This is a genomic window from Kitasatospora sp. NPDC054939 (genome assembly GCF_053610105.1).
In genome coordinates this window covers 40,384-60,585 of the sequence record NZ_JBSGXP010000015.1, presented here as the reverse complement: position 1 = coordinate 60,585, position 20,202 = coordinate 40,384, and the positions used below count along the sequence as shown (strand labels likewise).

The window sequence follows — 20,202 nt, the reverse complement described above, 5'->3', positions numbered from 1 at the left end:
TAAGTCACAAGTGGCTGCCTATTGCTGACCGAGCGTGCCGATCGCTGTGCTCCCTGTGATTCAGTTCTTCTGGCAATCGGACGATAACCAATCAAGAACTATCCGAAGCAGCCGGGGAGCCCCCGCATGGAAGCCGAGTCGGAGCCGTACGTCCGTCTCGCGACCCTCCGCACCTTGCACCGGGTCGTGGCGGACCTCAACGCTGCCCGCAGCCTGGCGGGCACGCTGCAGGCTGTGGTCGAGGGCGCGGTGCACGGGCTCGGCTTCGACGCCGCCGCCGTCAGTCTGGTCCGGCCGGACGGCGACCTGGTGGTGGCGGCCGTCTGGGAGCTGGAGGAGAGCGCCATGGGCGGCCCCTCCGTCCTGCTCGGCCAGGTCGGCTCCCGCGAGTCCTGGGACCGGCTGCTCGGCGTCAGCGACCACTGGGGCACCCTGCGCTTCCTCCCCTACGACCGCGGCTGGGCGGTCGCCAGCGACATCCCGCGCTGGATCGGCGACGGCCCGATGCCCGTCTACGCCAACGACTGGCACCCCGCCGACGGACTGCTCGCCCCGATGTACAGCGCCGGCGGCGACCTGCTCGGCGTGCTCTCGGTGGACCGCCCGCGCAGCGGCAAGCGGCCCGGCGCCTGGACCCGCGAGGCCCTGGAGATGTTCTCCCTGCAGGCCTCCATCGCCATCGGCAACGCCCGGCTGCGGGCCGAGATGCAGCGTGCGCTCGCCCGGCTGGAGAAGGAGCAGCAGGCACTGCGGGCCAGCGAGGAGAGCTTCCGGCAGGCCTTCGAGTACGCGCCGAGCGGTATGGCGATCACCGAACTGCACGGCTCCACCAGCGGCCAGCTGACCCGGGTCAACGACGCCCTCTGCCGGCTGCTCGGCCGCCCCCGCGCGGTCCTGCGCCAGCAGCGCTTCGTCGACCTGGTGCACCCAGACGACCGCGAGCTGCTGGAACGCACCAGCGCCGACAGCGGGCGCGCCGAACTGCGGCTGCTCCGGCGCGACGGCGGCTACCAGTGGGTCTGTCTGCGCAACTCGATCGTCGCCGATGCCGCCGAGGGCCCCAGCTTCCTGCTCACCCACGTCGAGGACATCGAGGACCGCAAGCGCCACGAGCTGCAGCTCGCGCACCGGGCCAGCCACGACGCCCTGACCGGCCTGCCGAACGGCGCCGAGCTCAAGGCCAGGCTCGGCCGCCGGCTCTGCGGCGCACCACAGGCCCCGGTCGGCGCCGCCCGGGCCGCCGCGGGCTACGCCGCCGACCCCTACCAGGCCGCCGACTACCAGGCCGCCGACGCGTTCCCGGCGGTCGAGGGCCACCCGGTCGCCGGCTACGCCCTGGACGCGTACGGCGGCATCGAGTCGTACAGTGCGCACGCCGCCTGGGAGGGGCTGGAGGGGCTGGACGCGCACTCCGCCCCGGTGCACGGTTACGGCGCCCCGGACGGTCCTGCCCACGCGTCCGGCTACGGCGAGCACGTCCACGTGCACGCGGTCGTCCCGCCCGACCACGGGCCCGGCGGCGAGGTGTGGTCCGGCCCGTTCCGCTCCGGCACCGCCCCGGTGGAGAAGGGGCTCGCGGTGCTCTTCTGCGACCTGGACGGCTTCAAGCTGATCAACGACCGGCACGGCCACAACGCCGGCGACGCCGTCCTGGTCGAGGTGGCCCGGCGCCTGCAGCAGGCCGTCCGGGACGGCGACACGGTGGCCCGGCTGGGCGGTGACGAGTTCGTGGTGCTGGCCGACGGCATCGGCCGGGACGAGGCCAAGGACCTCTCCCACCGGCTGCGCAACGCGATCATCCCGCCGATGCGGATCGACGGCCGGGCGATGCGGGTCGGCGTCAGCCTGGGCATCGGCTGGGCGGGCTGCGGGATGAGCATCGAGGAGGTCCTGCAGACCGCCGACGAGCGGATGTACGACGAGAAGCGGGCGCGCGGCGGCGCGGTGCGCGGCGCGCGCGGGGAGCGTTCGCACCGGCGGGCGGGCTGACACCTCCGGCCATCCGGCGGACCGGGTCCGGGGCGTACGACGCACCGGCCCCGCGGCGTCCGCGGGGGTGCCGGGCGGGCCCGAGCTACTCGCCGGTTGTCAAGGGGACTTATCGGGTCGGCCGCGGCGGCAGGTATCGTGCCCGGGTACAGCGACGACCAACTGCGCCGGCGGCACGGCAGCCGGGGCGCACCGCGACGGGGAGTGGACACCGTGACGACCGCCGGCAGCAACGGAGTGCCCGAGAGCCCGGAGGGCGGTGCCCCGCAGGACGACGACCCCTTCGGCTACCTCTACCGTCCGGCCGAGGGCGGGCCCGCGCAGCCGGGCGAACCGCAGCAGGGCGTGCCGCGCACGTCGTACAGCCGCCCGATGGAGGTCGGGCGCGCCCAGTACGGCCAGCGGCCCCAGCAGCCGTACCCGCCGCAGGCCCAGCAGCCCTACGGTCAGCAGCAGTACGGCCAGCAGCCCCCGTACGGGCAGCCGCCGGCCTACGGGCAGCAGGGCTCCGGCGAGCAGCCGACCCAGCAGACCCGGTACGCCGAGCGCTCGCGCCCGCAGCCCGGTGACGAGCGGCCGAGCAGCGGGCGCTCCAAGGGCGCGGTGATCGGGGCGGTGGCCGTGGTCGCGGCGATCGCGATCGGCGCGGGCATCGCGCTCTCCTCGAACGACGGCGACAAGAAGGCCAAGGGCGCCGCGCCGACCTCGGCCTCGGCCCCGGCCAGTGCGACGGGCACGCCCTCCGGGTCCCCCTCGGCGAGTGCGACCGCCACCTCCGCGCTGCCGGGCACCGTCGACGCCGCGCAGCTGCAGGGGCAGAACGCGCAGCTGGAGACCACGGTCAAGGGCGCCAAGTCGGCGGGCGGCAGCTACCTGACGCTCCAGCCGGGCAGCTCGGTGACCTGGACCGGCGAGGTTCCGACGGCCGGGGCGTACAAGTTCAACGTCCGCTACAGCAACGCGGGCGGCTCGGTGAAGGGCACCGTCACGGTCAACGGCAAGGACCGGGACGGCGGCCTGGAGTTCAAGAACTTCGCGCCGGGCAACACCGAGCCGGGCTGGTTCAACATGTGGATACTCCCGCAGCTGCAGGCGGGCTCGAACACGGTGACGCTCGCGCTGCCGGCCGGATCCTCCGGCCCGGTGCTGATCGACCAGATCACGCTCAGCACCTCCTGAGCCCGGACGTGCCGCGGCCGCCCGCTCCCCCCGGGGAACGGGCGGCCGTCGCGCGTCCGCGGGCCGGCCGGGTCAGGCGGGCTTCACCAGGTCGAAGCGGTCGCCGCCGACCACCCACGCGCCGCGGCGCATCACGGCGACCAGCTCGTACGTGACGGAGTCGACCACCACCAGGTCGGCGTACTTGCCGGCCTCCAGCGAACCGACCGAGTCGGCCAGGCCGAGCAGCCGGGCGGGCACCGCGGAGAGCGACTCGACGGCCTGCTCCAGGCTCAGCCCGTTGACGGTGACCGAGCGCTTGAACGCCACGTCCAGGGTGAGGGTGGAGCCGGCGATCGCGCCGCCCTCCACCAGGCGGGCCACGCCGTCCTTCACCTCGACCTGGAGCGGGCCGAGCGGGTAGAGCCCGTCGCCCATGCCGGCCGCGCCCATCGCGTCGGTGATCAGCGCGACCCGGGAGGCGCCGGCGCTGCCGTACGCGAGGTCCAGCACCGAGGGGTGCAGGTGCACCCCGTCGTTGATCAGCTCGACGGTGACCCGCTCGTCCTCCAGCAGCGCCACGATCGGGCCCGGGGCGCGGTGCGCGATCGCGGGCATCGCGTTGAACAGGTGGGTGGCCACCGTGGCGCCGGCCTCGACGGCCTCCAGGGTGCGGGCGTAGTCGGCGTCGGTGTGGCCGACCGCGGCGATCACCCCGAGGTCGGCCAGCATCCGGACCGACTCCAGGCCGCCGGGGAGTTCGGGGGCGAGGGTGACCATCCTGGCGTGGCCGCGCGCCGCGTCGACCAGCTTGCGCACCAGCGCCGGGTCCGGGTCGCGCAGCAGGTCGGGGCGGTGGGCGCCGCAGCGGTTGTGCGAGATGAACGGGCCCTCGAAGTGGACGCCGGCCAGCACGCCGTCCTCGGCCAGCTCGGACAGCACCGCGGCCTGCCGGGCGACCTCGTCGATCTCCCCGGTCACGGTCGAGGCGACCGTCGTGGTGGTGCCGTGCTCCAGGTGCGTGCGGGCGACCCTCAGGGCCTCCTCGGCCACCCCGGAGGCGTACGAGGCGCCCCCGCCGCCGTGCACGTGCAGGTCCACGAAGCCCGGGACGACCGTGTACCCGGCCAGGTCGAGGTCCCCCGGTTCGGGTTCCCCGCCGAAGCCGGCCAGCCGGCCGCCCTCGACCGCGACGCGGCCGTCGTCGACCACCTCGCCGGGCAGGACCAGGCGGGCGCCCGCCAGTGCGATTCGGTCCGCGGTTGTCACGCGGTCACCTCCATGGAGAGCAGATCCCAGGCGAGCAGACCCGCCCCCAGGGATGCGGCGGTGTCTTTGAGCATGGCCGGTACGACCAGGGGCGGCATCTGGAAGGTCAGGCGCTCGGTGACCGCCGCGCGCAGCGGCGTGAACAGCGTGTCGCCGGCCTCGGCCAGGCCGCCGCCGACGATCACGGTGGACGGGTCGAGCAGGCTCTGGGCGAGCACGATGCCGTCCGCGAGGGCGTCCACCGCGCCCTGCCAGACCGCGGCCGCGCGGGGGTCCCCGGCGTCCACCGCGGCGGCGCAGGATGCCGCGTCGGCGTCGGGGTCCCCGCAGGCCGCGGCCCAGGCGCGGGAGACGGCGGAGGCGGAGGCCAGGGTCTCCAGACAGCCCCGGGCGCCGCAGCCGCACTGCGGGCCGCCGGGGCGGACCACGACGTGGCCGATCTCGCCGCCGTAGCCGTGGGCGCCGGCCTCGATCCGGCCGTCGATGCCGATGGCGCCGGCGATGCCGGTGCCCAGGGCGATGAACAGGAAGCGCCCGACACCGCGCCCGGCCCCGATCCGGCCCTCGGCGAGGCCGCCGGACCGGACGTCGTGGCCCAGCGCGACCGGCATCGCGCTGCCGTCCGCCCGGGCCAGGCGCGCGCCCAGCAGCGCGCGCAGCGGCAGGTCCCGCCAGCCCAGGTTGGCCGAGAAGACCGCGACGCCGTTCCTCTCGTCGATCGTCCCCGGCACGGCGACGCCCGCCGCCACGGGGGCGGCGCCGAAGCGGGCGCGGCCCTCGTCCGCCAGGTCGGCGGCGAAGTCGAGGATGGCGGCGACGACGGCGTCCGTGCCGTGCTCCCGCCCGGTCGGTCGGCGTGCTTCGAACAGCACGGAGCCGTCCTGGGCGAGCAGCGCGGCCTTCATGCCGGTGCCGCCTACATCGAGTGCGATGACGTGCTTCACGGAGGACAGTTTCCCTTGGTCGTTCGGAGAGGTCTAGTCCAGTTGCTCGATTGGTCTGGTCCAAATGGGGTGAGCTTTGTCGCAGAAGCTTGCGGTAGGTGGCCATTTGTGCGGTGCACTTCCATTGCGCATCGTGCAACGTCTTCCGCACTTCGATAACTACCCTCCCCGGACGACCCCAGAGGTATGGACCACTGTGCACTGTTTTTGCCAGTGTTGCCGCCTCCCCCGAGCCGGACGCGCCCGTCCGGCCCACCCGACGCTTCACCCCCAGGAAGCACGACGAAGGCGGTACCCGCGTGAAGAGGCGCGCCCAGGCCCCCACCCGGCTGCTCGGCACCGCACTGGCCGGCACCCTGCTGCTCACCGGCTGCAGCGGCCAGGACGGCGACCGCGTCACCCTCCGGTTCGTCGCCGCCGACTACGGCGAGTCCGCGGACACGGGCTCGAAGCCGTACTGGGACGACATCGCCCGGCGCTTCGAGGCCGCCAACCCGGACATCCGGGTCGAGGTCGAGGTCGTCAACTGGACCGACATCGGCAAGCGCGTCGACGACCTGATCCACTCCGGCAAGTCCCCCGACCTGCTGCAGACCGGCGGCTTCGCCGACCACGCCGCGGCCGGCCGGCTCTACACCGCCTCCGACGTCCTCGCGCTCGACACCCAGGCCAACTTCATCGACTACCTCGCGCACGCCGGCCGGGTGCTCGGCACCCAGTACGGAATCCCGTTCGTCTCGTCCTCGCGGGTGCTCTTCTACAACAAGGCGGTCTTCCAGAAGGCCGGCATCGCCCACCCGCCCGCCACCTGGAACGAGCTCAGGCAGGCCGCCGAGAAGATCAAGGCCAAGGTACCCGGCGTCACCCCGTACGGCCTGCCGCTCGGGCCGGAGGAGGCCCAGGCCGAGTCGATGCTGTGGACGATCAGCGGCGGCAGCAGCCTCTCCGACGACGTCGGCAACTACACCATCGACAGCGCGCAGAACCAGACCACCTTCTCCTGGCTCAAGACCAATCTGGTCGACACCCGGCTCACCTACGCCGACCCGGGCAGCGTCAACCGCACCCCGGCCTTCCAGGACTTCGCCTCCGGCAAGGTCGCCATGCTCAACGGCCACCCCACCCTGCTGCGGATGGCTGCCGCCGGGAGGATCGACTTCGGGACGGTGCCGGTCCCGCGCAAGGACGGCCTGGCCAAGGCGGGCAGCCTCGGGGTGGCCGACTGGATGATGGCGTTCAAGGCCAACGGGCACAAGAACGAGATCAAGAAGTTCCTGAGCTTCGTCTACGCCAAGGACAACCAGCTCGCCTTCGACGAGAAGTACAACCTGCTGCCCGTCACCCAGGACACCCTCGACGAGATGACCCGCGGCGGGAAGCACGAGAACCTCAAGCAGTTCGCCGTCGGCCTCGGCAACGCCAGCTTCTACCCCTTCGGCGACCCGGCCTGGGCCGAGGTCAGCAAGCGGATCAAGGCGGACATCGGCAAGGCCGTCACCGGCGACGCCAAGCAGGTGCTCGCGGACCTGCAGACCGCCGCCGGGCAGGAGGCCCAGCGCGCCCGCAAGTGACGGAGAATGGCCGTCTCGGCAGGAGCACTCGGCAGGAGAGGTGGTGGCGTCGGCCGTGGACGGACTCGGCGAGCGCGAGCTGGCGGTGCTGGAGCTGGAGGGCCGGCAGTGGCGGACGGCCGGCGCCAAGGAGCGGGCCATCCGCGAGGAGCTCGGCCTCTCCGGCACGCGGTACTACCAGCTGCTGAACGCCCTGCTGGACCGGCCGGAGGCCCTGGCGCACGCGCCGGTGCTGGTCAACCGCCTGCGCCGGGTGCGGGAGGCCCGGCGGGCGGCACGGTAGGGGCGTACCGGGCCTACCGGGCGGGCCCCGGCGGAGGCGGGGCATCCCGGCGGAGGTTGGTGGGTACGGTCCGGGCATGGGTGACTTGCGTGGGACGGAGCCGTTGACGGAGGCCGGCCGGGCCGGATGGGCGGCGCTGCTCGGTGCGCCCGGGGACGCCGTGGTCGCGCTGGACTTCGACGGGACGCTGGCGCCGATCGTCGCCGATCCGGCGGCGGCGCGGGCGCACCCCGGAGCGGTGGGGGCGCTGCGGGCGCTGGCCCCGCGGGTGGGCGCGGTGGTCGTGGTGACCGGCCGCCCGGCCGCGCTGGCGGCGGAGTACGGCGGCTTCGCGGGGGTGCCGGACCTGTCCGGGCTGGTCGTACTGGGCCACTACGGCGCCGAGCGCTGGGAGGCCGCGACCGGCGCGGTGACCGCCCCGCCGGTGCACCCCGGGGTGGCTGCGGTCCGGGCGGTGCTGCCGGACGCGCTGGCGGCGGCCGGGGCGCCGGAGGGCACCTGGACCGAGGACAAGGGCCGCTCGCTGGCCGTCCACACCCGTCGGGCGGAGCGGCCGCAGGAGGCGCTGGAACTGCTGCGCGGCCCCGTCGGGGAGCTGGCGGCCGAGCACGGGCTGATGGTGGAGCCGGGCCGGCTGGTGCTGGAGCTGCGGCCCCCGGGCGTCGACAAGGGCGCCGCGCTGGAGGGCTTCCTGCGCGAGCGGGGTGCCCGGTCGGTGCTGTACGCCGGGGACGACCTGGGGGACGTCGCGGCCTTCGCGCTGGTCGAGAAGCTGCGGGCGGCGGAGGGCCTGGCCGGGCTGCTGGTGTGCAGCGGCACGGTGGACGGCGACGCCCCGGTGCGCGAACTCGCCGACCGGGCGGACCTGGTGGTGCCCGGCCCGGCCGGCGTGGTGGACCTGCTCGCCCGACTGGCCGCCGAACTCGCGGAGCAGCCCGGAGCAGCGCAGTAGCCAGGAGCGCAGTGGCCCGGAGCCGCGCTCGCGGTCGCCGGCGCGGCCGGGGTCGGCGCGGCTCCGTGGTCGGCGCGGCGCGGGAGGGGCTCAGCCGAGGGCGTCCAGCTGGTCCAGGAACCACTGCTGCGGCGGCAGCGCCGTCGCCGCGTCGGCCAGCCGCTTGGTGCGCCCGGCGCGTTCGTCGGCGGGCATGGTGAGCGCCGCGTGCAGGGCGTCGGCGGTGGCGATCACGTCGAACGGGTTGACCGGCAGCGCGTCCGCGCCGAGCTCCGCGTACGCCCCCGCCTCGCGGGAGAGGACGAGCGCGCAGCCGGCGTCGGAGACCACCGGGACCTCCTTGGCGACCAGGTTCATGCCGTCGCGGATCGGGTTGACCAGGGCGACGTCGGCCAGCCGGTAGGCGGCCAGCGAGCGCGGGAAGTCGTCGTCGACGTGCAGGATCAGGGGCCGCCACCCGTCGGTGGCGAACTCGGCGTCGATCTCCTCGGCGAGCCGCAGCACGGTGTCGGTGTAGTCGCGGTACTCGGCGAGGTCGGTGCGCGAGGGGTAGGCGAAGGCGATGTGGACCACCCGGTCGTGCCATTCGGGCCGGGTCCGCAGCAGGTGCCGGTAGGCGAGCAGGCCGCGGACGATGTTCTTGCTCAGCTCGGTGCGGTCCACCCGGACGATCGTCCTGCGGTCGCCGACGGCCGTGCGCAGGGTGGCGAGCCGTTCGTCGACGTCGGGGCGGTGGGCGCGCTCGCGCAGGAAGCCGGCGTCGGCGCCGAGGGCGTGCACCCCGAGGCGGGTGGTGCGGCCGCCGGGGAGGGTGACGGTCAGTGCCTCGCGGTCCACCTCGGCGCCGAGCAGGGCCTCGCAGCAGTCGGCGAAGGCGAGGGCCCAGCGCCGGGTCAGGAAGCCGGCCCGGTCGGCGCCCAGGATGCCGGTGAGGACGGCCTCGGCGACGTCGTCGGGCAGCAGCCGGTAGTACTCGGGCGGGGCCCACGGGGTGTGCGAGAAGTGGCCGATCCGCAGGTCGGGGCGGGCGGCCCGGAGCAGCGCGGGGACGAGCGAGAGGTGGTAGTCCTGCACCAGGACGGCCGCGCCGGGGGCGGCCTCGGCGGCCAGCGCCTCGGCGAAGGCGGCGTTGTACTCCCGGTAGGCGGCCCATTCGGTGCGGAAGCCGGCGTCGAAGGCGGGCGCGGTCGGGGTGGCGTACAGCAGGTGGTGGACGAACCAGAGGGTGGAGTTGGCGACGCCGTTGTAGGCCCGGGCGAAGGTCTCCGGGGCGATATCCAGCATCCGGACGGCCTGTCCGCCGACGTCGTGCCCGGCCCGGTCGAGCCGGCCGTCGGGGGCCTCCCGGGCGGCTCTGCGGTCGGCGTCGCCGAGGGCGGCGCAGACCCAGACGGCGTTCGGGTCGTCGATGGCGGAGAGCCCGGAGACCAGCCCGCCGCCGCCGCGCCTGAGGGTCAGCCCGCCGTCGTCGGCGAGGCCGAAGGACACCGGTCCCCGATTGGAGGCCACCAGGACGGGGGCGGTGCCGGTCGCACTCGAACGTTCGGTCGTGAGATCGCCCATGGTTGGTACGTTGCCGGGGGCCCGGGTCGGCAAACCCCGCCCCTCAGATCACCGGCCGACGGGCGGCGTACTCCGGCACGGTGTGCATGGGGGGCCGCTCCAGTGCGGTGACCGGATGGGTGTGGGCGGTGAAGGCGCGGCTGTCGGGGTCGCGGGTGAACTGGGTGAGCAGCGGGTGCACCAGGTCGGCGGACGCCTTGAGGCGGTGGGTGCGGTCGAGGCGTTCGAGGGCGGTGCGGTAGATGGTGGCCGCCATCCGGCCGAGCGCCTGGCCGTCCTGGTGGCGGTGGTGGCGGACCCCGACGTCCACCTGGGCCAGCGCGTCCAGGCCGACCGCCTCCAGGGCGTCGACCAGCAGGCCCAGCTCGACGCCGTAGCCGGTCGGGAACGGCAGCCGTTCGAGGAGGGAGCGGCGGGCCGCGTACTCGCCGCCGAGCGGCTGGACGAAACCGGCGAGTTCCGGCCAGTGCAGGTTGAGCAGCGGGCGGGCGACGAGTTCGGTGACCCGGCCGCCGCCGGCCGGGACGACCGCGCCGTCCGTCTCCAGCGGGCGGTCGTACATCGCCTTGACCAGCTGGATGCCGGGGTCGGTCAGCAGCGGGCCGACGGTGCCGGAGACCAGCGCGGGGTCGAACTCGCGCAGGTCGGCGTCCACGAAGCAGACGATCTCCCCGCGGGTGGCCAGCAGCGAGCGCCACAGCACCTCGCCCTTGCCCGGCACGGCCGGCAGCCGGGGCAGCAGGGAGTCCCGGTGCACCACCCGGGCGCCGGCCCGGGCGGCGACGGCGGCGGTGGCGTCGGCCGAGCCGGAGTCGACCACCACCAGTTCGTCGACCAGCGGCAGCCGCTCCATCAGCTCGCGCCGGATCACCTCGACGATCCCGCCGACGGTGGCCTCCTCGTCGAGCGCGGGCAGCACCACGCTGACGGTGCCGGCCCGGCCCGCCGCGCGCTTGGCCTCCAGCAGGGCGCCCACCGGACGGTCGGCCGCGCTCCACGCACGGCGCCGCAGCCAGGACGCCACCTCCGGGAGGAGCTCGGGTGTCGGTTCGTCGGGCAGGGGCACTCTCACTCCTGGGGTCGGGGGGTTCCTCGGATCCGGATCTTTCCTGCCCGGATCCTCGGTGGGACGCGCCATCTCGCGTGGCGGACGGTCCCTTTCGCGGTTGGCGCCTTCGGATACAGTCTTCGTACAGCGGCCGGACCTTCGCACGCCGGGGTCGCCGCTGAGCACGACCACAACTTCACAGAGCTCATCCAGAGGGACTGAGGGAACGGCCCGTTGACGTCCCGGCAACCTTCTCGCGCGGCTGTCGTACAGGCCCCGGCGGGACAGGTGCCAATTCCGGCCCGTGGCGCGCCCGCCTCACGGGGAAGATGAGGAGAGAGGCCTCCGCCATCATGGCTATCGACACCGCCGCACCCACCACCACCGTGGACCTCGGCCCCGCCGCCGCGCTGTCCTGTCGCGAGTGCGGCACCCGCTTCCCGCTCGGTCCCAGCTTCGCCTGTGTGGAGTGCTTCGGCCCGCTGGAGATCGCGTACGAGTTCGGCTCCGCGGCGGCCGAGGAGCTGCGCAAGCGGATCGAAGCCGGTCCGGCCTCCATCTGGCGCTACGCCCCGCTGCTGCCGGTGCCCGCCGACGTCGCCTCCAAGCCCAACCTGAACCCCGGCTGGACCCCGCTGGTCAAGGCCGACAACCTGGGCCGCGAGCTGGGCTTCACCGCCCAGCTGCACATCAAGGACGACTCCGGCAACCCGACCCACTCCTTCAAGGACCGCGTGGTGGCCTGCGCCATCGAGGCCGCGCGGGCCTTCGGCTTCACCACCCTCTCCTGCTCCTCGACCGGCAACCTGGCCGGCGCGGTCGGCGCGGCGGCGGCCCGGGCCGGCTTCAAGTCCTGCGTGTTCATCCCGCACGACCTGGAGCAGGGCAAGGTCGTCATGGCCGGCGTCTACGGCGGCGAGCTGGTCGGCATCGACGGCAACTACGACGACGTGAACCGCTTCTGCTCCGAGCTGATCGGCGACCCGGCCGGCGAGGGCTGGGGCTTCGTCAACGTCAACCTCCGCCCGTACTACGGCGAGGGCTCCAAGACCCTGGCGTACGAGATCTGCGAGCAGCTCGGCTGGCGGCTGCCCGAGCAGATCGTCATCCCGATCGCGTCCGGCTCCCAGCTGACGAAGATCGACAAGGGCCTGCAGGAGCTGATCAAGCTCGGGCTGGTCGAGGACCGCCCGTACAAGATCTTCGGCGCCCAGGCGGCCGGCTGCTCCCCGGTGTCGGCGGCGTACAAGGCCGGCCATGACGTGATCCGCCCGGTCAAGCCGGACACCATCGCCAAGTCGCTGGCCATCGGCAACCCGGCCGACGGCCCGTACGTGCTGGACATCGCCCGCCGCACCGGCGGCGCCGTCGAGGACGTCACCGACGCCGAGGTGGTGGCCGCGATCAAGCTGCTGGCCCGCACCGAGGGCATCTTCGCCGAGACCGCCGGCGGGGTGACCGTCGGCGTGCTGAAGAAGCTGGTCGAGACCGGTCAGCTGGACCCGGCCAAGGAGACCGTCGCGATCAACACCGGCGACGGCCTGAAGACCCTGGACGCCGTCTCCGACGCCGGGATGACCGCCGTCATCCGGCCCACCCTGGACGCCTTCCGCGCGGCCGGCCTCGCCTCCGCCTGACCCGCCCCCCACCCGCCGCTCAGCCCCGCTAGGAGAGCCACGTCATGAGCGCCAACGTCCGCATCCCCACCATCCTGCGCACCTACACCGGCGGTGCCGCCGAGGTCACCGCCGAGGGCGCCACCCTCGCCGAGGTCGTCGCCGACCTGGAGAAGAACCACGCGGGCATCGCCGCCCGCCTCCTGGACGACACCGGCAAGCTGCGCCGCTTCGTGAACGTGTACGTCAACGACGACGACGTGCGCTTCGCCGAGGGCCTGGCCACGGAGATCAAGGACGGCGCGAACGTGTCGATCATCCCGGCGGTGGCCGGCGGCTGCTGAGCCCCGGCGCGCCCGCGCGCTTCCGCGCGCCGGCCCTTGTATGCGCACCGGCCCTTGCATGCGCACCGGCTTCCGTGCCGCGGCGCGGAAGGCCACTTCGGCGGCGAGCCGCCTCACCCGTTCGGAATTCGGTTCTGTGCGGGGGAGGCGGCTCGCCGCCGTATTGCGGCGGGAATATTTGTCGCCCGAGTCGGAGTAGAGTTTCGCTCAACGGGGAACGGGGTGCGCCCGCCGCCGTCCGGCGACTGAGACCGCAGTCCTCGCGGGCGGTGAAACATGTCAGGCGGATGTCAGAATTCCCGAGGAGATTTTGGGTAATTCGTCCGCCATGTCCGGCGTGGAATGCCGACTTCCTTCCCTTTTGGTCCGACCTGTCCCTTGCGGGGGCGAGGGAATTCCCGTCCGTTGGCCCTGTTGCAGAGGGCGTCTATCCGGATACATTCAGCCGCGGTCGACGCAATCGCCCGTTCATCGGAGTCCGTCCGGGGGTCCGGTTGGGGGATTGCGGCGCGCACGGCTGCGCCCAGGGGGGGTCCCCGGGCAGGCCGCAACCAGACCCGGGCCCGCAGACCTGCGGGCGCGTGAAGGGCCAGCACAGCACTAGGGGAGTTCGGAATGGCTCAGGGCACCGTCAAGTGGTTCAACGCGGAGAAGGGCTACGGCTTCATCGCGGTCGACGGTGGTGCGGACGTCTTCGTCCACTACAGCGCGATCCAGATGGATGGCTACCGCACCCTTGAGGAGGGCCAGCGGGTCGAGTTCGAGATCTCCCAGGGACAGAAGGGCCCGCAGGCGGACATGGTCCGCGCGGCGGTCTGACCCTTCCGGCTCCCGGGAGTCCGGCTCGGCCTTCGGCTGGTGGACCTCTCGCTTGCAACGGGCCCGCACGCATCGGCGTGCGGGCCCGTCGGCGTGTCCGGGGCCGGCGGGTGCGTTCCGCCCCGCAGGCGCGGCCGGTGCCGTCGGTGCCCGGCGCGGCTCGCGGGATGCCCGGTTGGGCTTGCACTCACCCACCCAGAGTGCTAATCATTGGCGTTAGCACTCACAGCGTGAGAGTGACAGCGGACCGGGTCGGTGAGGCCCCCGGGAGCGGTAGGGGAAGGGACCCCCGCACACCAGGGCCGTCCGTCGCGGGCACCCCTTGGTCCGAGCAGTCGACCGTGTCCCGGAGGACCACTTCAGATGGCCAAGATCATCGCCTTTGATGAGGAAGCTCGCCGCGGCCTTGAGCGTGGCATGAACCAGCTCGCCGACGCAGTGAAGGTCACGCTCGGCCCCAAGGGTCGCAACGTCGTTCTGGAGAAGAAGTGGGGCGCCCCCACGATCACCAACGACGGTGTCTCCATCGCCAAGGAGATCGAGCTGGAGGACCCGTACGAGAAGATCGGTGCGGAGCTCGTCAAGGAGGTCGCCAAGAAGACGGACGACGTCGCGGGTGACGGCACCACCACCGCCACCGTGCTCGCCCAGGCGCTCGTCCGCGAGGGTCTGCGCAACGTCGCCGCCGGCGCCAACCCGATGGCCCTGAAGCGCGGCATCGAGAAGGCCGTCTCCGCGGTCTCCGACCAGCTGCTGGCCCAGGCCAAGGACGTGGAGACCAAGGAGCAGATCGCCTCCACCGCCTCCATCTCGGCCGCCGACACCCAGATCGGCGAGCTCATCGCCGAGGCCATGGACAAGGTCGGCAAGGAAGGCGTCATCACCGTCGAGGAGAGCAACACCTTCGGTCTGGAGCTTGAGCTCACCGAGGGCATGCGCTTCGACAAGGGCTACATCTCCGCCTACTTCGCGACCGACCTGGAGCGCATGGAGGCGACCTTCGAGGACCCGTACATCCTCATCGCCAACTCCAAGATCGGCTCGGTCAAGGACCTGCTCCCGCTGCTGGAGAAGGTCATGCAGAGCGGCAAGCCGCTCGTCATCATCGCCGAGGACGTCGAGGGCGAGGCCCTGTCGACCCTGGTCGTGAACAAGATCCGCGGCACCTTCAAGTCCGTCGCCGTCAAGGCCCCGGGCTTCGGCGACCGCCGCAAGGCCATGCTCGGCGACATCGCCATCCTCACCGGTGGCACCGTGATCTCCGAGGAGGTCGGCCTCAAGCTGGAGAACGCCGGCATCGACCTGCTGGGCACCGCCCGCAAGGTGGTCATCACCAAGGACGAGACCACCATCGTCGACGGTGGCGGTGACAGCGAGCAGGTCGCCGGCCGCGTGAACCAGATCCGTGCCGAGATCGAGAACAGCGACTCGGACTACGACCGCGAGAAGCTCCAGGAGCGCCTCGCCAAGCTGGCCGGCGGCGTGGCCGTCATCAAGGCCGGCGCGGCCACCGAGGTGGAGCTCAAGGAGCGCAAGCACCGCATCGAGGACGCCGTCCGCAACGCCAAGGCCGCCGTCGAGGAGGGCATCGTCGCCGGTGGTGGCGTCGCGCTGCTGCAGGCCGCTGTCGCCTTCGACAAGCTGGAGCTGGAGGGCGACGAGGCCACCGGTGCCAACATCGTCAAGGTCGCGCTGGAGGCCCCGATCAAGCAGATCGCGACCAACGCCGGCCTGGAGGGTGGCGTCGTGGTGGAGAAGGTGCGCAACCTCCCCGCCGGTCACGGCCTGAACGCCGCCACCAACGAGTACGTCGACCTGGTCGCCGAGGGCATCATCGACCCGGCCAAGGTCACCCGCTCCGCGCTGCAGAACGCCGCCTCCATCGCGGCGCTGTTCCTCACCACCGAGGCCGTCATCGCCGACAAGCCGGAGAAGGCCGCTGCGGCCGCCGGCGGCGGCATGCCGGGCGGTGACATGGACTTCTGATCCCTCGCCGGATCGGGCAGTCTTTCGCTCGCACGGGCGGTTCCCTTCGGGGAGCCGCCCGTGCGGCGTTTCCGGGTGCGGCGTAACGGGCGGGTTCGGGGGTCACAGGCGGGTGGGTGCGCGGGTGCGCGGGGCTCACGGGCTCAGGGGCTCAGGGGCTCGCCGGTGGGTGCGCGGGGCGGCCGGGTGCGGCGGCGGGGTTTGGGACAATGGGCGGATGGCTTCCCCTGACGACACCCCCGGCGGCGGCACGCCGTCCGGAGACACCCCCGCCGACGGCATCGAGGCCGCGCTGCACCACGCGCGGGCGCTGATCCTGGCCGACCTGACCGCCCGGGACGTGGCGGACGCCGCCGTGGTGTCCCTCGTGGAGCAGGCCGTGACGCACCGCCGCTGGTGGCTGGAGCAGTGGCCGGACGGCACCGAGTACGTGCTCGGGCTGGTCGCCCAGGACGTCCAGGACGCGCTGCTGGAGGGGTACGGCCGCTGGCCGCTGTGCACCGACTGTGCGGCCGACGGCGACCCGCACGCGCTGGGCGTGGAGCCCGAACTCGGGCCGGATCCGCACTGGGTGTGCGGCAAGGAGGGGCGGGTCGTCGCCCCCGTCGGCGGGCTGGCGTAACCCCGCTTCTCCCTGCGTTCGCGCAGTCCTCGCAGCCGCCGTACCCCTCGGGGTGCGGCGGCTTTCTGCTGCCTCTGCGCGGTGTGCGGGCTGGTCTGGGGCCAGGGTCGGGCGGGGGTCTTCTGCGGGTGTGCGGGCAGGTGCGGAGGCTGTCGTTTTCCAGTATATGTAGTCGAGCGACTTATGTCGTCCACTTGAGTCTCGCCCCGTGCCTCGGTATACATACTCGGTATGCAATGCGATGCGCACGACGTGCACCGCGATCGAGGGGGAGAGCCATGTCCCAGTCACAACCGGCCGCCGGGAGCGGCGCCGAGCCCGCCCTGCACCTGGAGGACGTCTCCCGGGTGCACGGGCAGGGCGCGTCCGAGGTGCACGCGCTGAGCGGGGTCGAACTGGCGGTGCGACCGGGGGAGTTCGTCGCCGTGATGGGGCCCTCCGGCTCCGGCAAGTCCACCCTGCTCGCGCTCGCCGGCGGCCTGGACACCCCGAGCGGGGGCCGGGTCCTGGTCGAGGGCACCCCGCTCGGCGGTCTGAGCCGCGGGCGGCTGGCCGCGGTCCGCCGGCGCGCCGTCGGCTACGTCTTCCAGGACTACAACCTGATCCCGGCGCTCACCGCAGCCGAGAACACCGCCCTGCCGCGCGAACTGGACGGCGTCTCCGGCCGGGTCGCCCGCCGGGAGGCCCTCGCCGCCCTGGAGGAGCTCGGCATCCTCGACCTCGCCGACCGCTTCCCCGACGAGATGTCCGGTGGCCAGCAGCAGCGGGTCGCCATCGCCCGCGCCCTGATCGGCGAGCGGCGGCTCGTCCTCGCCGACGAGCCGACCGGCGCCCTGGACTCGGCGGCCGGCGAGGCCGTCCTCGGGGTGCTGCGGGCCCGCTGCGACGCCGGTGCGGCCGCCATGATGGTCACCCACGAGGCCCGGCACGCCGTCTGGGCCGACCGGGTGGTGTTCCTGCGCGACGGCCGGATGGTCGACGAGGCCGCCGGCCAGCGCGAGGACACCCTGCTGCGGATCGCGGCCCGGCACGGCCGGACGGAGGCGGTCCGATGAGGCGCTCCGGGATGCAGGACGACCGGGCGCGGGGGCGGCGGGGCCTCGGCCTCCTCGGGAGGGTCCCGCTGCGGATCGCCCGTCGGGACGCCCTGCGCGCGAAGGGCCGCAGCGCCCTGATCATCGCCATGGTCGCGCTCCCCGTCCTCGGCGTCGCCGGGGCCGACGTGGTGCACCGCAGCAGCCGGCCCGCCCCCGCCGAACGGGTGGAGCGGCTGATGGGCGGCGCGGACGCGCTGATCAGCGCCCACCTGCCCGGCCGGGCCGTCGAGCAGGCGCCCTTCGCCGACGACGGCGCCGTGGTGCTCCCGCAGGCCGGGGGAGCGGCCACCCCCGAACAGCGCCGGGCCGCCGACACCGAACCGGCCGCCCTGGTCGCCGGGCTGCTGCCGCCCGGCACCGTCCTCACCGCCGCCCGGCCCGGTCCCGACGTCAGCGCCGGATCCCGCGCGGGGCTGCTGCGGACCGGGACGACCGAGGCCGACCTCACCGGGCCGCTCTGGTCCGGCCGGATCGTCCTGGTCGGCGGCCGCGCCCCCGCCGCGCCCCGCGAGATCGCGGCCACCCGGGCGTTCCTGGAGGAGTCCGGACTGCGCCTCGGCGACACCACCGCCCTCAAGGGGCTGGAGGCGACGCCGTTCACGCTGACCGGCGCCGTGGAGTACCCCGGGGACCTGCGCAAGGTCCAGCTGGTCGGCCGGCCCGGCGAACTCCTCGCCCCGCTGGCCGCCGCACTCGCACCCGCACCCGCACCCGACGCGGGCCGGCCGGGCGCGGCGGCCGGTGCCGCGGCGGGCGACCAGGGTCCGCCCAAGGACGCCTGGCTGGTGCGGCTGCCCGCCGGGGCCGCGCTCGACTGGGCCAAGGTCCAGGAGTTCAACCGGTACGGCTACACCGTCACCTCGCGCAACGTCGCCCTCGACCCGCCCGCCCGCGCGGACGTCCCGTACCACCGCAACGCCCACCGGTACGACGGGCCCGACAGCGCCACCACCACGACCGTCGTGCTGGCCACCGTCATCGGCATGGCGCTGCTGGAGGTCGCGCTGCTGGCCGGCCCCGCCTTCGCGGTCGGTGCCCAGCGCTCGCGGCGCCAACTCGCCCTGCTCGCCGCCGCCGGCGGGCACCGCGGCCACGTGCGCGCCGTCGTCCTCGGCTCCGGGCTGGTCCTCGGGACCACCGGAGCGGCCGTCGGCATCCTGCTCGGCACCGGGCTCGTCGCCCTGCTCCGGCCCTGGATCGAGGAGGCCGGCGGCAGCCGCTTCGGCCACTTCGCGATCGTGCCGCTCGACCTGCTCGCCATCGCCGGCGTCGGGATCGCCACCGCGCTGCTCGCGGCGGTGCTGCCCGCCGTCCAGGCCGGCAGGCGCGACGTGGTCGCCGGGCTCAGCGGACGCGACACCGTGGGCACGCCGAGCCGCTGGGTGCCCGTTCTGGGCCTGCTGATGGTGGGCGCCGGTGCCGCCGGGGCGCTGTTCGGCGCGACCACCCAGGAAGGCGGCGGCATGCCCGTCGCCGGAGGGTTCAGCATCCGTACGCTCTCGGTGCTGGCCGGGGCGGTCACCGCCGAACTCGGCCTGCTGCTCCTCACCCCGCTGCTGCTCGTGCTCTGCGGACGGCTCGCCCGCCGGCTCCCGCTCGCGCCGCGGCTCGCCCTGCGCGACGCCGCCCGCCACCGGGCCCGTACCGCGCCGGCCGTCGCCGCCGTGCTCGCCGCCGTCGCGGGAGCCGTCGCCGTCGGGGTGTACACCACCGGCAGCGACGCCCAGGCCCGCGCCTCCTACCGGCCGCTCGCCCCGGTCAACGCGGTCGTGGTCAACGCGTACGTCGACCGGGACAGCAAGCTGCTCCCGCAGCTGCGCGGCGCGGTCGAGCAGGACCTGCCCGGCCTCGGCGAGCGCGCCGACCTGTATGAGGCCAAGTACGTCTTCTGTGACAACTGTTCGAGCACCGTGCGGGTCAAGGGCGGGGCGCCGTCCGGTCCCTCGGAGGGTGGTCCGCAGGGGCCCGGCGGCGGCGGTGGCCGGGACGACGGGCTGCGGCGGGTCGGCTCCGGTGGGCTCGGGCAGCACGGGGACCGGGTGGTGGCCGGCGACGCGGCGGTGCTGCACAACCTGTTCGGCCTGCGCGGGCGGAGCGCCGCGACCGCCCGCGCCGAGAGCGCCCTCGCCGAGGGCCGGGTCGTGGTCTTCGACCCCTCCTACCTCCACGACGGCAAGGCCGTCCTCACCATGCAGGGCGGAGCGGGCGCGCCCGTCCGGCCCGGTGAGGTGCCGCAGGCCGGGACGCGGGAGATCGGCGTCGACGCCGTGCTCGTCGACGACCCCGCGGCCGCCCGCTTCGGCGCCGCGCTGATGAGCACCGACGCGGTGCGGAAGGCGGGCCTCGTGCCCGACCCGGTGGGCTCGGTCTGGCTGCCCGACACCGCGCCGAGCTCCAAGGAGCAGCAGCGCGCCGAGGCGACCGCCGTGCGGATCGTCCCGAGCGCCTCGCTGGAGGTGGAGCGCGGGTACCGGCCGAAGAGCGACGTCGCGAGCCTCTCGCTCAGCGGGTTCGCCGCCGTCGTCGTGCTCGGGGCCGCGGCCGTCGCCACCGGTCTGGCCGCCGCCGACTCCCGCAACGACCGGACCACCCTGGCCGCCATCGGCGCCGCACCGTGGACCCGGCGCCTCCAGGCCGGCCTGCAGTGCACGCTGATCGCGTCCATCGGTGCGGTGCTCGGCACGGTCAGCGGGTTCGTGCCCGCGTTGGCCCTGCTGCGGTCGCGGGCCTCCGGGCAGCCGGGCGCGGAGGCTCCGTTCGCGGCGCCGTGGACGCTGATCGTGCTGATCACCGTGGTGCTGCCGGTGGTCGCCGGGCTGGGGGCGGCGCTGTTCACCCGGAGCGGCGGGCGTCCCGCGCGGCGGGGGGCGGCGTAGCGGGCGGCGTGGTCCGGCGCGGCTCGGCGCGGCTCGGTGCCGCTGCGGTGTCGCTGCGGGTGTCA

At 74.0% G+C, this 20,202-nt stretch carries 16 protein-coding genes and 1 riboswitch; of the genes, 12 read left to right on the top strand and 4 right to left on the bottom strand.

Going from position 1 to position 20,202, the window contains the following annotated elements:
- Positions 1-126 precede the first annotated feature (126 nt).
- Together ACWGB8_RS06895 and ACWGB8_RS06890 are read left to right on the top strand one after the other, a co-directional pair.
- On the top strand, positions 127-1,989 hold the full coding sequence (locus tag ACWGB8_RS06895; RefSeq protein ID WP_452210984.1) for a diguanylate cyclase domain-containing protein: 1,863 nt from the start codon (positions 127-129) through the stop codon (positions 1,987-1,989).
- Between the two features lie 213 nt (positions 1,990-2,202).
- Entirely contained in the window at positions 2,203-3,168 is a 966-nt protein-coding gene (locus ACWGB8_RS06890; protein WP_452210982.1) for a carbohydrate-binding protein, read from the top strand.
- Positions 3,169-3,240: 72 nt separating this feature from the next.
- Here the strand turns inward: ACWGB8_RS06890 and nagA are convergent, their stop codons facing one another.
- Positions 3,241-4,416 carry an N-acetylglucosamine-6-phosphate deacetylase gene (nagA, locus tag ACWGB8_RS06885; protein ID WP_452210980.1) on the bottom strand — a complete coding sequence of 392 codons (1,176 nt, stop codon included), beginning with the start codon at positions 4,414-4,416 and terminating at the stop codon, positions 3,241-3,243.
- A complete protein-coding gene (locus ACWGB8_RS06880) occupies positions 4,413-5,360 on the bottom strand; it encodes an ROK family protein (RefSeq protein ID WP_452210978.1) in 948 nt (315 codons plus the stop codon). The genes nagA and ACWGB8_RS06880 overlap by 4 nt, the downstream gene beginning before the upstream one ends.
- Before the next feature lie 299 nt (positions 5,361-5,659).
- Here ACWGB8_RS06880 and ACWGB8_RS06875 point away from each other — a divergent pair, with 299 nt between their 5' ends.
- From ACWGB8_RS06875 to otsB, 3 genes are all read left to right on the top strand, one after another.
- The gene (locus tag ACWGB8_RS06875) at positions 5,660-6,931 is read left to right on the top strand and encodes an extracellular solute-binding protein (RefSeq protein ID WP_452210976.1); all 1,272 of its coding nucleotides are present in this window, start codon (positions 5,660-5,662) and stop codon (positions 6,929-6,931) included.
- A gap of 43 nt (positions 6,932-6,974) precedes the next feature.
- Positions 6,975-7,214: a DUF3263 domain-containing protein gene (locus tag ACWGB8_RS06870; RefSeq protein WP_452210974.1), complete on the top strand. Its 240-nt coding sequence runs from the start codon at positions 6,975-6,977 to the stop codon at positions 7,212-7,214.
- 76 nt (positions 7,215-7,290) lie between these two features.
- Positions 7,291-8,166, top strand: a complete 876-nt coding sequence (gene otsB / locus ACWGB8_RS06865; protein ID WP_452210973.1) for a trehalose-phosphatase — start codon at positions 7,291-7,293, stop codon at positions 8,164-8,166.
- 90 nt (positions 8,167-8,256) lie between these two features.
- Here otsB and ACWGB8_RS06860 read toward each other — a convergent pair whose 3' ends face one another.
- Together ACWGB8_RS06860 and ACWGB8_RS06855 are read right to left on the bottom strand one after the other, a co-directional pair.
- The gene (locus ACWGB8_RS06860) at positions 8,257-9,729 is read right to left on the bottom strand and encodes an alpha,alpha-trehalose-phosphate synthase (UDP-forming) (protein WP_452210971.1); all 1,473 of its coding nucleotides are present in this window, start codon (positions 9,727-9,729) and stop codon (positions 8,257-8,259) included.
- A 43-nt stretch (positions 9,730-9,772) separates the two neighbouring features.
- Complete coding sequence (locus ACWGB8_RS06855) at positions 9,773-10,795, bottom strand: glucosyl-3-phosphoglycerate synthase (protein WP_452210969.1); 1,023 nt, start codon at positions 10,793-10,795, stop codon at positions 9,773-9,775.
- A 184-nt stretch (positions 10,796-10,979) separates the two neighbouring features.
- Positions 10,980-11,113: riboswitch (SAM riboswitch) on the top strand.
- Between the two features lie 17 nt (positions 11,114-11,130).
- Here ACWGB8_RS06855 and thrC point away from each other — a divergent pair.
- From thrC to ACWGB8_RS06820, 7 genes are all read left to right on the top strand, one after another.
- Positions 11,131-12,414, top strand: a complete 1,284-nt coding sequence (gene thrC, locus ACWGB8_RS06850) for a threonine synthase (RefSeq protein WP_452210967.1) — start codon at positions 11,131-11,133, stop codon at positions 12,412-12,414.
- A gap of 44 nt (positions 12,415-12,458) precedes the next feature.
- Entirely contained in the window at positions 12,459-12,737 is a 279-nt protein-coding gene (locus ACWGB8_RS06845) for a MoaD/ThiS family protein (RefSeq protein WP_452210965.1), read from the top strand.
- A 615-nt stretch (positions 12,738-13,352) separates the two neighbouring features.
- Complete coding sequence (locus tag ACWGB8_RS06840; RefSeq protein ID WP_030289665.1) at positions 13,353-13,556, top strand: cold-shock protein; 204 nt, start codon at positions 13,353-13,355, stop codon at positions 13,554-13,556.
- A 363-nt stretch (positions 13,557-13,919) separates the two neighbouring features.
- Positions 13,920-15,542 carry a chaperonin GroEL gene (gene groL / locus ACWGB8_RS06835; RefSeq protein ID WP_452210964.1) on the top strand — a complete coding sequence of 541 codons (1,623 nt, stop codon included), beginning with the start codon at positions 13,920-13,922 and terminating at the stop codon, positions 15,540-15,542.
- Positions 15,543-15,759: 217 nt separating this feature from the next.
- A complete protein-coding gene (locus ACWGB8_RS06830) occupies positions 15,760-16,164 on the top strand; it encodes a hypothetical protein (protein ID WP_452210962.1) in 405 nt (134 codons plus the stop codon).
- 278 nt (positions 16,165-16,442) lie between these two features.
- Positions 16,443-17,219, top strand: a complete 777-nt coding sequence (locus ACWGB8_RS06825; protein WP_452210961.1) for an ABC transporter ATP-binding protein — start codon at positions 16,443-16,445, stop codon at positions 17,217-17,219.
- Entirely contained in the window at positions 17,216-20,137 is a 2,922-nt protein-coding gene (locus tag ACWGB8_RS06820; RefSeq protein WP_452210959.1) for an FtsX-like permease family protein, read from the top strand. Before ACWGB8_RS06825 ends, ACWGB8_RS06820 begins: the two co-directional genes overlap by 4 nt.
- Positions 20,138-20,202: the final 65 nt, after the last annotated feature.